Below are 16,517 nucleotides of genomic sequence, written 5' to 3'. Positions count from 1 at the left end.
TTGATTGCATTCCAGGCAGTCGCGGGTCCGCCCCGCCCGCGCGGGGATGAGCCCGAGGCCAGCGGACCACGATGGTCAACGTGCCAGGTCCGCCCCGCCCGCGCGGGGATGAGCCCCTGCGTCGCAGTTCGGACTCCAGAGACCAGATCCACGTCCGCCCCGCCCGCGCGGGGATGAGCCCCGTGCCATTCACGTTCCGGCCCGTCACCGACGGTCCGCCCCGCCCGCGCGGGGATGAGCCCCCGTACTCGAGCCACATGCCCTTGGGGGGCAGGTCCGCCCCGCCCGCGCGGGGATGAGCCCCGGACACCGGGGGGGCGCTCAGGGGACAGCATGTCCGCCCCGCCCGCGCGGGGATGAGCCCACGGCTCCCACATCGTCCTCTCCTACGACTGGGTCCGCCCCGCCCGCGCGGGGATGAGCCCTGGATGGGAACGATGCCGTCCGGGAGCTGGCAGTCCGCCCCGCCCGCGCGGGGATGAGCCCTCGACGAGCCGAGTGAAAGCTTCGGACTCGTCGGTCCGCCCCGCCCGCGCGGGGATGAGCCCAATCACCGAGCGGGGGTGGGTGGTCGTCCGGAGTCCGCCCCGCCCGCGCGGGGATGAGCCCGGGGCCAGGAACGAGGTGTTGGGGAAGGTCAGGTCCGCCCCGCCCGCGCGGGGATGAGCCCACGGCTCCCACATCGTCCTCTCCTACGACTGGGTCCGCCCCGCCCGCGCGGGGATGAGCCCCGTCGTCTCGACCGTCTCCACCCTGCCCAGCCGTCCGCCCCGCCCGCGCGGGGATGAGCCCCCCAGCCCTGGCTGCAGCACGAGGGCTTCTAGGTCCGCCCCGCCCGCGCGGGGATGAGCCCTATCCGCTCCTGCGGAACAAACATTGGTACCCGTCCGCCCCGCCCGCGCGGGGATGAGCCCGACGCACCCGGTCGTCCGCCGGCGCGAGCCAAGTCCGCCCCGCCCGCGCGGGGATGAGCCCATTTCCGCTGTCCCGCTCGATCAGGCCGCGGCGTCCGCCCCGCCCGCGCGGGGATGAGCCCAGGATCCCCCTGGCAGGAAGCGCAGAACATCAGTCCGCCCCGCCCGCGCGGGGATGAGCCCTCTGTACCTCACGGGAGGTTACCCCGGAGGGTGTCCGCCCCGCCCGCGCGGGGATGAGCCCACGCCATGAGCACGGCACTGTTTGAAGCGGTCGTCCGCCCCGCCCGCGCGGGGATGAGCCCGCCGTGAAAGCTGCTTTCACGGCGGGGTGGAAGTCCGCCCCGCCCGCGCGGGGATGAGCCCGCGGTCAAGTCGGTGACGTCGACCGCGTGGAAGTCCGCCCCGCCCGCGCGGGGATGAGCCCAGGAGGACATTGAAGACGTCCTTGATGACGCGGTCCGCCCCGCCCGCGCGGGGATGAGCCCGGGCAAGATTCCGGCTCACCAAGCCGGCGATGGGTCCGCCCCGCCCGCGCGGGGATGAGCCTCGGTGCGGGAGACAAAGATGCGGTACGAGTGTGTCCGCCCCGCCCGCGCGGGGATGAGCCCTGCAAGGACGTGGTGACACCGATGCCGGAGCGGTCCGCCCCGCCCGCGCGGGGATGAGCCCAACACACTGTCCCTCGCGCCATGTTGCGGAACTGTCCGCCCCGCCCGCGCGGGGATGAGCCCGTTTCCCACGGCGGCATCTGCGCTTCCCGGAGGTCCGCCCCGCCCGCGCGGGGATGAGCCCCGGGGAATGTTGATCTGGCCCGTGAGTGTGTAGTCCGCCCCGCCCGCGCGGGGATGAGCCCTACCGGACGATGTCCGGGTCGTCATTGAGCGGGTCCGCCCCGCCCGCGCGGGGATGAGCCCGGAACCTGCCGTGCCGGGGCTGCCCCGAGTCGGTCCGCCCCGCCCGCGCGGGGATGAGCCCGTTTCCCACGGCGGCATCTGCGCTTCCCGGAGGTCCGCCCCGCCCGCGCGGGGATGAGCCCTGATCCCCGGAGTAGTAAAGCCGGCACTCCCGCGTCCGCCCCGCCCGCGCGGGGATGAGCCCTTCACGGTCAGCAGCGAGGTCGCCGGGTCGCAGTCCGCCCCGCCCGCGCGGGGATGAGCCCTGATCCCCGGAGTAGTAAAGCCGGCACTCCCGCGTCCGCCCCGCCCGCGCGGGGATGAGCCCTTCACGGTCAGCAGCGAGGTCGCCGGGTCGCAGTCCGCCCCGCCCGCGCGGGGATGAGCCCGTGGCAGCGGTGGCGTACTTGACGGCGGGGACGTCCGCCCCGCCCGCGCGGGGATGAGCCCTGGACGGTGGATACGGCCGGCGATGGCCGTACGGTCCGCCCCGCCCGCGCGGGGATGAGCCCGTCTCACCATGTCCCGGGCGCGTCCGATGCCGGTCCGCCCCGCCCGCGCGGGGATGAGCCCGTGCGCCGGCAAGCGGTTGAGGCCGGCGCGGTGTCCGCCCCGCCCGCGCGGGGATGAGCCCGGCGCCGACGTGAACATCAGCGGCGGGTACTGGTCCGCCCCGCCCGCGCGGGGATGAGCCCTCATACGCCGGCATGAGCGGCGCCCGAGGCTTGTCCGCCCCGCCCGCGCGGGGATGAGCCCTTCCCGTCCACCCACGTGAACGCGCCAAGCTCGTCCGCCCCGCCCGCGCGGGGATGAGCCCCGTTTCCGTCACAGAGGCCGGCGAGCTACTCGGTCCGCCCCGCCCGCGCGGGGATGAGCCCCCATGTCGCGCCCTCGGGAGAGGTGCCGGTCAGTCCGCCCCGCCCGCGCGGGGATGAGCCCTGCGGCAGTGAGGCCGGCGAGTGGGCGCCGGAGTCCGCCCCGCCCGCGCGGGGATGAGCCCGGGATGACGATCACCAAGGACGCGGCCCGGCAGTCCGCCCCGCCCGCGCGGGGATGAGCCCACGCCGGTCGGGACGTAGACCCCGTTCGGGTCGTCCGCCCCGCCCGCGCGGGGATGAGCCCGGTTGCTGAGTCGGTGGAGCTGATCCGCCGGCGTCCGCCCCGCCCGCGCGGGGATGAGCCCGCGGCCAGAAAGGCCAGTCGAGCGGCCATGCAGTCCGCCCCGCCCGCGCGGGGATGAGCCAGCGTTCCGCCGGGCCCGCGCAATGACGATGTCGTCCGCCCCGCCCGCGCGGGGATGAGCCCTCTCCTGTACGAGGATCCGGAGTTCGGGCCGGGTCCGCCCCGCCCGCGCGGGGATGAGCCCATCGGTCGCCGCGGTGACCGTGACGGGCAGGGGTCCGCCCCGCCCGCGCGGGGATGAGCCTGTGAACTGCTCCCCGAACTCCCGGAACGTGCGGTCCGCCCCGCCCGCGCGGGGATGAGCCCGCGTCCACGAGCGCGTCCGCCAGCAGGTCCCGGTCCGCCCCGCCCGCGCGGGGATGAGCCCCCGGACCTTGACGTGCTCGTGGAGATCGTGGAGTCCGCCCCGCCCGCGCGGGGATGAGCCCGATCGGGCCCCCGATGCCTGACGTCATCCGGAGTCCGCCCCGCCCGCGCGGGGATGAGCCCGGCCAGTGCAGCACCCCGACGCCGTCCGTGATGTCCGCCCCGCCCGCGCGGGGATGAGCCCGCGAACGTTCCGGGACCACGTCCTCGGCGCTCGTCCGCCCCGCCCGCGCGGGGATGAGCCCGCGATCAAGGGTGTCTTGACGACGGTGTGGAAGTCCGCCCCGCCCGCGCGGGGATGAGCCCCCGAGCAGCGGGCCTTGCCACCATGGGGACTCGTCCGCCCCGCCCGCGCGGGGATGAGCCGTTGAAGGCCAACCCGTTACGCGTCGCGTCGTAGTCCGCCCCGCCCGCGCGGGGATGAGCCCGTGCAGGCGCTGCAACTGCCGACGGACTCCGGAGTCCGCCCCGCCCGCGCGGGGATGAGCCCACGGATTCGGCCACGGCCTCTATGGTGCCAGGGTCCGCCCCGCCCGCGCGGGGATGAGCCCCGGTCGGGATCGCCCGGGCCATGCTGTCCTCGGTCCGCCCCGCCCGCGCGGGGATGAGCCCGCGAACGGGATCCGTTCCGTCCAAACACCCGAGGTCCGCCCCGCCCGCGCGGGGATGAGCCCAGCTGCGCGGCGACTGGCGCACCGGCTGCGACGTCCGCCCCGCCCGCGCGGGGATGAGCCCCCGCGCACCCTGAACTATCGACATGGTGGGCTGGTCCGCCCCGCCCGCGCGGGGATGAGCCCAACTGGGCGCTAGAGGCGCGCGGAGATCCGGGAGTCCGCCCCGCCCGCGCGGGGATGAGCCCTACCTCCGGAACGTGTAGGCCGGGTTGTCCCGTCGTCCGCCCCGCCCGCGCGGGGATGAGCCCAGCGGAGGTTTCCAGCCGGTCCGTCACCCGCGACGTCCGCCCCGCCCGCGCGGGGATGAGCCCGATCGGCAGCGGACGGCGGGGCTCGCGGCTCAGTCCGCCCCGCCCGCGCGGGGATGAGCCCCGGGAAGCTGAGGACCGAGCTGCGCAGGTCGGAAGTCCGCCCCGCCCGCGCGGGGATGAGCCCTGGTCCCACGGAGTCGGCGGCGAGCCGCCAAAGGGTCCGCCCCGCCCGCGCGGGGATGAGCCCTCAGGACGCGGCATCTGCCCAGCGCCGCCCTGCGTCCGCCCCGCCCGCGCGGGGATGAGCCCGATGCCGTGCTCGTGCCGTCCCGGGATCCTGGCAGTCCGCCCCGCCCGCGCGGGGATGAGCCCTGGCTCCGAACCTCGTTCGACAGGCAACTGCAAGTCCGCCCCGCCCGCGCGGGGATGAGCCCAGCCGTGCTCGACGGCTGGCGCCTCGGGATGTGGCGTCCGCCCCGCCCGCGCGGGGATGAGCCCTGCCGCGGCGTAGTACCACGCGACTCGGGTGGGAGTCCGCCCCGCCCGCGCGGGGATGAGCCCTGCCATGACCGAATCGTCTGCTGTGCTGAAGCGTCCGCCCCGCCCGCGCGGGGATGAGCCCCTCACGAGCGCGAACCTCACGGACGCGAACCTGTCCGCCCCGCCCGCGCGGGGATGAGCCCCTCAGAGGTGCGGACCTGACCTGTCGGGTGCGGACCTGTCCGCCCCGCCCGCGCGGGGATGAGCCCCTCAGAGGTGCGGACCTGACCTCGTCGGGTGCGGACCTGTCCGCCCCGCCCGCGCGGGGATGAGCCCTCCACGGACACTTGCTTATCCGGCATCATGTAGTCCGCCCCGCCCGCGCGGGGATGAGCCCTGCTGGATGCTGCTGCCGATCAACGGGATGTGGTCCGCCCCGACCGCGCGGGGATGAGCCCATCAGCCAGTACGAGGCCGCGGCTCGTACCGGGTCCGCCCCGACCGCGCGGGGATGAGCCCTTCAGAACGGCGTGTCGGTGGACCTGGACGACGTCCGCCCCGCCCGCGCGGGGATGAGCCCTACATCCACTCGACCGACACGGTGTCGACCGGGTCCGCCCCGCCCGCGCGGGGATGAGCCCTCGTTCCGCACCAAGGCGGGTCTCGAGAAGGCGTCCGCCCCGCCCGCGCGGGGCTGAGCCCCGACAGCGCCTCGAGTTCCTCCGCCGTGAGCTGTCCGCCCCGCCCGCGCGGGGATGAGCCCTAGCTCGGCGGGTGCCAAACTAGAGCTTGAGGGGTCCGCCCCGCCCGCGCGGGGATGAGCCCTGGACGCACCACACCCGCCCGTCGGCGGCCCGGTCCGCCCCGCCCGCGCGGGGATGAGCCCCCGGCGTCGTGGCAGGAGGACGCCTGGGCGATGTCCGCCCCGCCCGCGCGGGGATGAGCCCTCGGCCACTCCGGCGCGGCCAACTGGTTCTCGGTCCGCCCCGCCCGCGCGGGGATGAGCCCATCACCGTGCCGATCTGTCCTGACGGTGCGACGTCCGCCCCGCCCGCGCGGGGATGAGCCCGTTCAGAAGCTTGGCGACGGTCCGGCGCTTGGGTCCGCCCCGCCCGCGCGGGGATGAGCCCGAACGGTGAATCCGGATGTGGATTATCTCGAAGTCCGCCCCGCCCGCGCGGGGATGAGCCCGCGAAGGCTCTTGGGTCGATGTCATCGGTTGGGTCCGCCCCGCCCGCGCGGGGATGAGCCCTCGTAGCCCTATGCGCCGTCGCGCACAAGGCTGTCCGCCCCGCCCGCACGGGGATGAGCCCGAGAACCAGGTCAGCGCCGTCCAACTCGGGGAGTCCGCCCCGCCCGCGCGGGGATGAGCCCAACTTCGATGACCTCGAAATGATGAAGGGGAAGGTCCGCCCCGCCCGCGCGGGGATGAGCCCCTCCCAAACGAGATTCGATGGCGCGGAGCCCGGGTCCGCCCCGCCCGCGCGGGGATGAGCCCGCACCAGGCGCTCCGCACCTTCTGCTCAGTCCGTCCGCCCCGCCCGCGCGGGGATGAGCCCCGATCGGCGGGCAAGTCCGCGCCTACGCCGAAGTCCGCCCCGCCCGCGCGGGGATGAGCCCGCGTCCCACACCTTTGTTGCGTACAGGCTGGAGTCCGCCCAGCCCGCGCGGGGATGAGCCCTCCACCGTCCGCGTCACCAGCGGCGCGTACCCGTCCGCCCCGCCCGCGCGGGGATGAGCCCGCACCAGGCGCTCCGCACCTTCTGCTCAGTCCGTCCGCCCCGCCCGCGCGGGGATGAGCCCCGATCGGCGGGCAAGTCCGCGCCTACGCCGAAGTCCGCCCCGCCCGCGCGGGGATGAGCCCGCGTCCCACACCTTTGTTGCGTACAGGCTGGAGTCCGCCCAGCCCGCGCGGGGATGAGCCCTCCACCGTCCGCGTCACCAGCGGCGCGTACCCGTCCGCCCCGCCCGCGCGGGGATGAGCCCTAGCTTCCGCCACCTGGCCTTCACCGCGGCCGGTCCGCCCCGCCCGCGCGGGGATGAGCCCCACGCCTGGCCACACCGAGTGGAACACGTGAAGTCCGCCCCGCCCGCGCGGGGATGAGCCCAGCACGCAGCGGGCGCTGTCGCACATCAGGGGGTCCGCCCCGCCCGCGCGGGGATGAGCCCCACTTGGAGGCGCCCGACCATTGTGGCCGCGGGTCCGCCCCGCCCGCGCGGGGATGAGCCCCGCCGGCTCACTGGTCCTGTCGTGGGCGCAGAGTCCGCCCCGCCCGCGCGGGGATGAGCCCTGGAAGAGTCCGACGGCGACTCCTACAGCGACGTCCGCCCCGCCCGCGCGGGGATGAGCCACCGGGCCGCCGCCGGACGCCACGGCCACGAGAGTCCGCCCCGCCCGCGCGGGGATGAGCCCCGCCGGCCGCGCTCAAAGACCAGAAGGTCCTAGTCCGCCCCGCCCGCGCGGCAATGAGCCCGCGGTCGCGGCCTCGGCGGCGAGCATGGACCAGTCCGCCCCGCCCGCGCGGGGATGAGCCCGCCGCCAAGTTCGAATACTGGCGCCACGCGGGGTCCGCCCCGCCCGCGCGGGGATGAGCCCGTGAAGTTGGCGCGCAAATCGGTGTGCGCCTGGTCCGCCCCGCCCGCACGGGGATGAGCCGGGATCAGCAGCTCCGCACCGTCGAGCGCCGGCGTCCGCCCCGCCCGCGCGGGGATGAGCCCGCGGCCACGTTCACACCAACGCCGCTGCGCATGTCCGCCCCGCCCGCGCCGGGATGAGCCTCACCCCAACCTGAACTATTGACACGGCGGGGTGTCCGCCCCGCCCGCGCGGGGATGAGCCCGGACGAGCGAGTTCGCCGGGCTCGCGCGGACGTCCGCCCCGCCCGCGCGGGGATGAGCCCTCACCGTGCAGGTAAGCGAATTCCTCGTTGAAGTCCGCCCCGCCCGCGCGGGGATGAGCCCCCCGCCGAGCCAACGGCACCAAGCGCGACAAGGTCCGCCCCGCCCGCGCGGGGATGAGCCCTGCTGCTCACCGACATCCCGGAAAGCGGGTGGGTCCGCCCCGCCCGCGCGGGGATGAGCCCCTGTCGCGGCGGAACCTGATGTGGAGCCCGGCGTCCGCCCCGCCCGCGCGGGGATGAGCCCAAGGTTCTCGCTCACTGGTCTACCTTCCTTGTGTCAGTGATCGCCTGATCGCTGATGCACCCGTGGTGCCACCAGGCCATCGCCCTGCTCGCTCGACGCGTTGGATGTCCAGCATGAGATCTGCGGGGTCTGGTGGTTACCCGGGACGTACGGACCGTCGACAGGGCTGAGCGCCTCCGAGCGCCGATCAGTGAGCGAACCGGCAGCTGCGTCCCGGAACCATCGGCACATGCGGGTGCCTCCCCACTGGGATTAGCAGCGAGGAGGCTGACGTGAAGTCTGCCAGTAACACCCTGCCCGATACACCCCCGAACGCGGTGACCGCGGGCATTGATTGGGCCCGCGATGACCATGCCGTGTGCATCGTCGATGACCGCGGCCGTCAACGGGCCCGCACCATGGTCGACCACACCGCCTCCGGCCTGAGTGCGTTGGTGCGGTTCCTGGGCCGCCACGGCGTCGGTGAGGTCGCCATCGAACGCCCGGACGGGCCGGTCATCGACGCCCTGCTGGCGGCCAAGCTGACCGTTGTGGTGATCAGCCCGAACCAGGTCAAGAACCTGCGCGGTCGTTACGGCTCGGCTGGAAACAAGGACGACCGGTTCGACGCCTTCGTGCTCGCCGACACTCTGCGCACCGACCGGCCCCGGCTGCGGGCTTTGGTCCCCGACACCGAGGAGACGGTCGCGTTGCGGCACGCGTGCCGCGCCCGCAAGGACCTGGTCAATCACCGGGTTGTGGTCACCAACCAGCTGCGCGCCCACTTGCGCAACGTCTTTCCTGGCGCGGTTGGCCTCTTCGCGGCCTTGGACTCGGCCATCAGCCTCGCGTTCATCTCCCGGTTCACCAGCCAAGCCCAGGCCGACTGGCTGACCCCCACCCGGCTGGCCGCCTGGCTGGCCAAACACGGCTACTCCGGCAAGAAGGACCCCGCCGTCCTGCACGCCCACCTGACCGGCGCGCCCCGCGGCCTGACCGGGCCGACCGCCAAGACCCAAGCCGGGATCACCCGCGCCTACCTCGCCGTCGCCGCCACCCTGGCCGAGCAGATCACCACCCTCACCACCCAAATCGAGGCACAACTGGCGGCGCACACCGATGCCCACATCTTCACCAGCCTGCCGCGCTCCGGAACCGTCCGCGCCGCCCGGCTGCTCGCCGAGATCGGCGACTGCCGCGGCAAATTCCCCACCCCCGAATCCCTGGCCTGCCTCGCCGGCGTCGCCCCCTCCACCCGCCAATCCGGCAAGGCCCGCGCGGTCACCTTCCGCTGGGCCTGCGACAAACAACTGCGCGACGCCGTCACCGACTTCGCCGGCGACTCCCGACACGACAACCCCTGGGCCGCACAGCTCTACAAACGCGCTATCGACCGCGGACACGACCACCCCCACGCCGTCCGCATCCTGGCCCGAGCCTGGCTCTTCGTCATCTGGCACTGCTGGCAAAACAACACCGCCTACGACCCCGACCGACACCAAGCGCTCCAACGACTCCTCACCCAACAAAACAGGGCGGCTTGACACAGGGCTTCTCATGCCAGGTGAAACACGTTGTCCGCCCCGCCCGCGCGGGGATGAGCCCGCACTGTTCGGTCGTGGCCCGACCTGTCCGGGGTCCGCCCCGCCCGCGCGGGGATGAGCCGGAGTCCTCGCGGAGACGGCGGTGCAACCCGCCGTCCGCCCCGCCCGCGCGGGGATGAGCCCATGCCGTGGCACCTGGAGAACCGGGCCAGCGAGTCCGCCCCGCCCGCGCGGGGATGAGCCCCCGCGCGCGTACGCCTGCCGCGCCGACTGCGAGTCCGCCCCGCCCGCGCGGGGATGAGCCGTGAGCCGGAGCCGGGTCGGAAGGTGCGGTTGGGTCCGCCCCGCCCGCGCGGGGATGAGCCCCCGGCCCTGTGTCTCCGGGCCAATCTCCGCCTGTCCGCCCCGCCCGCGCGGGGATGAGCCCTGCAAGCCCGAAATGATGCTCGCGCCAGGGCTGTCCGCCCCGCCCGCGGGGGGATGAGCCCTACAGTCAGCTTCGCCCCGCAATCGTCCGGGGGTCCGCCCCGCCCGCGCGGGGATGAGCCCAACTGCACGCCCGCCGCCGGTTCCCTGGTATGTCCGCCCCGCCCGCGCGGGGATGAGCCAGAGCGTCCGCCCCGCCCGCGCGGGGATGAGCCCTCGTCGCCATCGCGCAGCTGCTCGGGGTCGCGGTCCGCCCCGCCCGCGCGGGGATGAGCCCTAATAGACCGAACGAGGGCCCCGCTCAGTGGGCCAACATCACCCGATCGGCCGTGACCGCGCCGACCCCGCGCCGTACCATCGGGACGTGGCGGACGTGATCACCCGGCTGTATCAGCAGTTCGATCCCGTGCGCCCGCTCGGGGCGCACGAGGACAACCTGTATGTCGACTGGCAGTCCCGCACGGGCGTCGAGGACATCAAACGCACCGCGGTGCGCTCGGTGCTGCTGGCCGGGGACGCGCCGACCACCACGCTGATCACCGGACACCGGGGCGTGGGCAAGACCACCGAAATGATCCGGATGAAGGTGCGCCTCGAGTCCGGCGAGGGCGAGGCCAAGCACTTCGTCTCCATGCTCCGCGGCCAGGACTGGCTCGACCTCGACGATATCCGCGCCGAAGACATCGTCTTCCAGACCGTCCGGCAACTCGTCAGCGACCTCAACAACCACGCCGGCGTCACCTTCCGGCACGACCAGATTAAGGAATGGGGCAAAGCGCTCGTCGACTGGCTCAAGACCGCCGGCATCGACGGCGGCGGCGACTGGCTCAAAATCTCCCTGTCGCTGAAGGACTTCCCGGCCGCGCGTGACGACTTCCGTGCGGTGCTGCGCGGCCAGTTGCCGACCCTGATCGACACCGTCAACGAGCGGCTGCTCAAGCCCGCGAAACAGCAACTCGCGCGGGCCGGAACCCGCGGCGGCATCGTCGTGATCGTCGACGACCTTGACAAGATCCGGCCGCGGGCCATCGCCGATCGCGCCGAGGTGACCAACCAGGAGCAGATCTTCGTCCACGAGAGCGAACTCCTGCGCGCCCTCGACTGCGACGCGATCTATTCGATCCCGATCGAGCTCGCCTACAGCCACGCGCAAAACGACCTCGTCACGGCGTATGGCGCTCGCCCCCTGCACCTGCCGGTCATCGCCCTGACCTCGCCCGACAACCAGCCGAGCCCCGAGGGTCGGAGCGCCCTGCTCGACATTTATGCGCGCCGCGTGGCCGCGGCGGGAGCCGGGAACGCCGCAGTGTTCGAGGACGACGCCCTCCGCGACGACGTCCTCCTCTCCACCGGTGGATACGTTCGCAGCCTGGGCACCGGGATGCGCGAAGCGTTGCGGACCGTGGACACGCTGCCGATCACTCGCTCGGCTGTCGCCACCGTCTTCAACCGGCTCGCCCGGGACATGCGCCGCGGCCTCGAGCCCGGCGACCGAGAACTCATCGACGAGGTCGCCGCATCGGGGGCCGAGAGCGACAACCCGGCGTTCTTCCGGCTGTTGCGCAGCGGCTATCTGCTCGCCTACCAGGACGACGGATCCGACTGGTATGCCCCGCATCCCTGGCTGCGGTTCGACGGGACGCGATGACCGGAACGCTGCTCGAGCGGGTCCGCGGGCGGTGGCAACGCCGCCGCCGCCCCATCGCGAGTTCGTCGGACATCGCGCCACCCGATCCGCTCGGCTCCAACCGCGGGGAGTATGCCGCGATCCGCCGCTTCCTCGACCTCGCCGACGGCTTCGCGCTCGCCTTCGTCCATGTCAATCATCCGTCGCTGCGCGATGCCCTGACCGACGAACTGATCCGCTCTGACGCCGCGGTCGTCGTTCGCCTGACCTCCGAATCCGGGGCGGCCAGGCAACTCGTCGGCGCCGCCGCCGAACACCCGGGAACGAGTCCGCTGCTCGTCACCCACCTCGAGGACCTCGTCGACGGCACACAGACCGACCCCCTCGCCGACCTCAACCTCAACCGGGACTTCCTCGCCCGCACCCTGGCCCGGCCGGTCATCGTCGTCGGACCCGCCTGGCTGATCGCCCGGATTGCCCGCGACGCCGTCGACCTGTGGTCGGTCCGCTCGCACGTCTTCGAGTTGACCGGCGATGCGACGTCAGGGATTGCCACGGTCGCGGAAGCCGACGCCGACCTCGATTGGAATGTCGCTCCGGAGCAGCGCGCCCGTGCGTCCCGCCTCCTTGAGGATCTGGTCAATGAGGCCGACGAGAACGCCATCGACGATCCCGCGTATGCCGCCCGCCTCCTCGTCGCTCGCGCCGACGCCGCCCGGATGCAGAGCCGTTACGGCGACGCCATCGACCTGCTCGGCCAAGCCCTGCCCCTCTACCGCGCCCTCGGCGACCGGCTCGGCGAAGCCACCACCCTGCACAGCCTCGGCGACACCGCCCTAATGCAGAACCGCTACGACGACGCCATCGACCTGCTCAGCCACGCCCTGCCCCTCTACCGCGCCCTCGGCAGCCGGATCGGCGAAGCCACCACCCTGCACAGCCTCGGCGACACCGCCCGGATGCAGAACCGCTACGACGACGCCATCGACCTGCTCGGCCAAGCCCTGCCCCTCTACCGCGCCCTCGGCGACCGGCTCGGCGAAGCCACCACCCTCAAAAGCCTCGGCGACACCGCCCGGATGCGGGACCGCTACGACGACGCCATCGACCTGCTCAGCCAAGCCCTGCCCCTCTACCGCGCCCTCGGCGACCGGCTCGGCGAAGCCACCACCCTGCACAGCCTCGGCGACACCGCCCGGATGCAGAACCGCTACGACGACGCCATCGACCTGCTCGGCCACGCCCTGCCCCTCTACCGCGCCATCGGCAGCCGGCTCGGCGAAGCCACCACCCTCAAAAGCCTCGGCGACACCGCCCTGATGCAGAACCGCTACGACGACGCCATCGACCTGCTCGGCCACGCCCTGCCCCTCTACCGCGCCCTCGACAACCGGCTCGGCGAAGCCACCACCCTCAAACGCCTCGGCGACACCGCCCGGATGCGGGACCGCTACGACGACGCCATCGACCTGCTCGGCCACGCCCTGCCCCTCTACCGCGCCATCGGCGACCGGCTCGGCGAAGCCACCACCCTCAAAAGCCTCGGCGACACCGCCCTGGCGCAGAACCGCTACGACGACGCCATCGACCTGCTCGGCCACGCCCTGCCCCTCTACCGCGCCCTCGGCAACCGGCTCGGCGAAGCCACCACCCTCAAAAGCCTCGGCGACACCGCCCTGATGCAGAACCGCTACGACGACGCCATCGACCTGCTCGGCCACGCCCTGCCCCTCTACCGCGCCCTCGGCAGCCGGCTCGGCGAAGCCACCACCCTCAAAAGCCTCGGCGACACCGCCCTGGCGCAGAACCGCTACGACGACGCCATCGACCTGCTCGGCCAAGCCCTGCCCCTCTACCGCGCCCTCGACAACCGGCTCGGCGAAGCCACCACCCTCAAACGCCTCGGCGACACCGCCCTGATGCAGAACCGCTACGACGACGCCATCGACCTGCTCGGCCAAGCCCTGCCCCTCTACCGCGCCCTCGGCAGCCGGCTCGGCGAAGCCAACACCCTCAAAAGCCTCGGCGACACCGCCCTGATGCAGAACCGCTACGACGACGCCATCGACCTGCTCGGCCAAGCCCTGCCCCTCTACCGCGCCATCGACAACCGGCTCGGCGAAGCCAACACGCTGCTGTCGTTCGCGCGCACCCGCCGGAGCATGGGCGACGCCGAAACGGCCCGGCGCAACTACCGCGACGCCGAGCGCATCTACCGCGCCCTCGGCAACTCGTTCGCCGACGTCGTCGCCGACGAGGCCGCCGCACTCGTTACCGAGCTGGCCACCACCCAACGATCCACTGAGAACTGAACGGCCACGCGCCTGTGCGGCAACTGTTTCCAGCGACACCGAAGGGAATGGGGTGGTTCACGTCCTCCCACGGTGGCCCGGGCGGAACAGGCCGAGCGTATCCGGGAAAGCCGCCGAACCGCGTACGAATACCTTCCGCTGGGCAATGACCATTGGGAGCGGGCCTTCGACCTGCAGCAGTCGCTCGCCGACAACGGCCGTCACCGGGCGATCGGCATCGCCAATCTCCTCACCGCCGTCCTCGCGCACGAGCACACGCTCACCCTGCTTCACTACGACGCGGATTTCGAGACCGCGGCCGAGGAGCGGCCCAGGAGGTACGCCGAGCAGCGCGCCGATCAACGGTCCGGCGCAGCCGCACCAGCAGCCCGGCCGAGGGCATCACCCGTACGGACCGATAGGTCGACAGCCGCGATCCGGAGGTGCCGATCCGCTCGGCCAGGTCGGCCAGGGTCAGGCCAGATCGGTCGATAAGGGCGGCGACTTCCGCGGCGACCGCCTGACGCTCGCTTGAGACAGCACGCTGGCGCGCGCGAGCGATGGCGCGCGTCAGGAGGGGGGCGACGCCATACGGCTGCTCGTAGCTCAGATAGTCCTCGATCTGCCGGGCGACCGGCCCCACGGGTCGTCCGCGACGGCCCGTGTCAACCGGAGCCAGTCGGTGATCGTGCCGCGTTCGATGATCGTCACCACGGCTTCGTATGGCCAGTCCTCGACCGGCGCGTCGGGGTCGACGACGACATTGCGGGAAGCGAGAGTCATTGCGCGCCCAGCCAATCCACGATGTCGTCGGCGAGATCGGTGCAGGCCGCGACGACCACCGACCAGTCGTGCCAGGACCGACCGAGCCCCTTGTATGCAGACAATTGCCGGGTCACGCGCGTGTCGCGGGGGGTCGGCTCGGACAGCCGCTGGACCACGGCGGTCAGCACGGAGTCGGTGCCGTCGGACCGGTCCCGGTAGTAGTGGTCGATACTGGCCAAGGTGGTCACGGAGTCGCCGAGGCGCTCGGCGAGTGCGACGGTGTCGAGGTAGTCGCGTACCTGATTGCGCTGGACCATGAGATAGGCCTTGACCCGCAGGCATTCCGGGAGGGTCGGAACCCGCAGGACGTGACCGTCCACGTCGACCTCCTCGACCTCCAACGGGCGCACGCGGCGCAAATGCCGCAGGCCGGCTTCGATGCCGTCGAGCGAGTCCAGCAAGGTGAGCGGCGGCGAACTGGCCCGGACGCTGGTCACCCAGCCCTCCGAGGCCTCGACCGCCGCGACCACCTCGGCATACCGCTCGCTCAGGTCGCTCAGCACGTGGTCATGATCGAAGGAGTCGCGGTGGCCGGCATAGAGCGCGGCGGCCGCGCCGCCGACCAGCACCGCGTCCGGAACGATCTTTTGTTCGCCGATCCCGCCGAGCGACTCGACTCCGTACGAGCCTTTGAGCCGGGTGAGCGTGTCGTCCAGGTCATCGACGGCGAACATGACCCGGTGCAAGCCGATCGTGTTGGCAGCCGGGTTAGCCGGTTGGGCGGGCATGGCGACCCGTGAGTGATAGCGCGTCAGCTCGACCTTGCCGTGCCCGTCCGGGGCGCCGGGCCGCGGTCACCAGGTGCCGGACGCGCCGTGCGGGTCGTCGTACTTCTCCGCCATCGCCTCAATGATCTGACCCATACCGTGTTCCCCGAAAGCCCAGCCGACGACGCTGCCACCCGGCTCGGGCGGGGCGGAATCCAGGACGTGCTGCACCCCGACCGGGTCGGGCAGCACCGGTCCGTTGGCTTCCGCGGCCGTCGTGAGGACATCCCCATACATCTGATAGTTGCGCACCTGCCCGCCCCGCAGTTCGTCGTATGCCGTGCCCGTCTCCCAGGGAAATCGCCCCCGAAGCGCGGAGGCCTCGGCCATGGTCACCGGGCTGACGCCAGCGGCGTTGTAGGTCACTGCGGGGCATCCCGTCGCCACGGCCGCGGCAGCAGCCAGCCCGCCGCCGAGCGAGTGACCGGTGAACACCAGCTGATCGCCGTACCTGTGGTGCAGGGCGACCGCGAGCGCCATGCCCTCGGCATACTGACTGGACGTGCCCGTGAGTTGGGCGGCGTTGTTCAACCAGTCGTCGGGCGACAAGGGATCTGTGCCGGCAAACGCGAGAACGTAGCGGTCGTCGGCCGAGCCGGACCCTCCCGCGTCCTTGTACAGCACCGCCTGCAACCCGTCCGGCAACGAGATGACCTCGACCGCCGTGAAGCTTCCCGCGTCGCTTCCTCCGTATGCCGCGTATGCCAGCCCCGCGAGTTCGCTGTCCTCGGGATGGTGGGCCTTTCCCTGCAGGCGTCGACCGAAGTCCTGCTCTCGGTGTCCGGGCGTGACCTGCTGCCCCGCGCTGCCGCCCGAGGCACGACTGACCTGGCGCTGTTCGCCCGCTTGGCGCACCGCCTCTTCGCCGAACGCGCGCAGGTCGGCAACTACCCGCGCCAGCGTGCGATCGACCTCGCGGGCGAGTTCGGCAAAGTGCTCGGCGTCGCGCCCGGCCCAGCATCCGTGCGACCGAGAGACAACCTGGCCGACCACGCGCTTAACGGAGTTCAGTTGGTCGGCCTGGGCGCGGATGTGGCGACCGAGCCGCTCGACCTCGTCAACGTCCATACCGAGCCGTAACATGTGGTCCTCCGGGAGAGTTCGCCGACGCGGAAGTTCTGTCCGCAGGCTACTGGGCGGGTCTCGCCGCG

The 16,517-nt window shown here is 72.9% G+C and carries 7 protein-coding genes and 2 CRISPR repeat arrays; of the genes, 3 read left to right on the top strand and 4 right to left on the bottom strand.

From position 1 onward, the window contains the following. Positions 1-25 precede the first annotated feature (25 nt). Positions 26-7,907: direct repeats of the CRISPR family, unit length 29 nt; unit sequence GTCCGCCCCGCCCGCGCGGGGATGAGCCC. 272 nt (positions 7,908-8,179) lie between these two features. The 3 genes from V9G19_RS02320 to V9G19_RS02310 all read left to right on the top strand — a co-directional run bounded on the left by V9G19_RS02320 (position 8,180) and on the right by V9G19_RS02310 (position 13,795). Beyond that, complete coding sequence (locus V9G19_RS02320; protein ID WP_462283871.1) at positions 8,180-9,430, top strand: IS110 family RNA-guided transposase; 1,251 nt, start codon at positions 8,180-8,182, stop codon at positions 9,428-9,430. Positions 9,431-9,462: 32 nt separating this feature from the next. Further along, positions 9,463-10,133: a CRISPR direct-repeat array (repeat unit 29 nt; unit sequence GTCCGCCCCGCCCGCGCGGGGATGAGCCC). An 87-nt stretch (positions 10,134-10,220) separates the two neighbouring features. After that, the gene (locus V9G19_RS02315) at positions 10,221-11,504 is read left to right on the top strand and encodes a hypothetical protein (RefSeq protein WP_462283870.1); all 1,284 of its coding nucleotides are present in this window, start codon (positions 10,221-10,223) and stop codon (positions 11,502-11,504) included. Then, positions 11,501-13,795: a tetratricopeptide repeat protein gene (locus V9G19_RS02310; RefSeq protein ID WP_462283869.1), complete on the top strand. Its 2,295-nt coding sequence runs from the start codon at positions 11,501-11,503 to the stop codon at positions 13,793-13,795. The genes V9G19_RS02315 and V9G19_RS02310 overlap by 4 nt, the downstream gene beginning before the upstream one ends. A 57-nt stretch (positions 13,796-13,852) precedes the next feature. Here V9G19_RS02310 and V9G19_RS02305 read toward each other — a convergent pair whose 3' ends face one another. The 4 genes from V9G19_RS02305 to V9G19_RS02290 all read right to left on the bottom strand — a co-directional run bounded on the left by V9G19_RS02305 (position 13,853) and on the right by V9G19_RS02290 (position 16,434). Continuing rightward, the gene (locus tag V9G19_RS02305) at positions 13,853-14,137 is read right to left on the bottom strand and encodes a hypothetical protein (protein WP_462283868.1); all 285 of its coding nucleotides are present in this window, start codon (positions 14,135-14,137) and stop codon (positions 13,853-13,855) included. 243 nt (positions 14,138-14,380) lie between these two features. Then, positions 14,381-14,557, bottom strand: a complete 177-nt coding sequence (locus V9G19_RS02300; protein WP_462283867.1) for a hypothetical protein — start codon at positions 14,555-14,557, stop codon at positions 14,381-14,383. After that, positions 14,554-15,327 (bottom strand): hypothetical protein, encoded by a 774-nt coding sequence (locus V9G19_RS02295; protein WP_462283866.1) that lies wholly within the window; start codon positions 15,325-15,327, stop codon positions 14,554-14,556. The genes V9G19_RS02300 and V9G19_RS02295 overlap by 4 nt, the downstream gene beginning before the upstream one ends. Before the next feature lie 66 nt (positions 15,328-15,393). Next, positions 15,394-16,434 (bottom strand): WXG100 family type VII secretion target, encoded by a 1,041-nt coding sequence (locus V9G19_RS02290; protein WP_462283865.1) that lies wholly within the window; start codon positions 16,432-16,434, stop codon positions 15,394-15,396. Positions 16,435-16,517 lie beyond the last annotated feature (83 nt).

Source organism: Nostocoides sp., from assembly GCF_037045025.1.
Lineage (GTDB): Bacteria > Actinomycetota > Actinomycetes > Actinomycetales > Dermatophilaceae > Nostocoides_A.
Note: the sequence above shows the minus strand (reverse complement) of the source record. Positions and strands in the feature narration are given on the sequence as shown.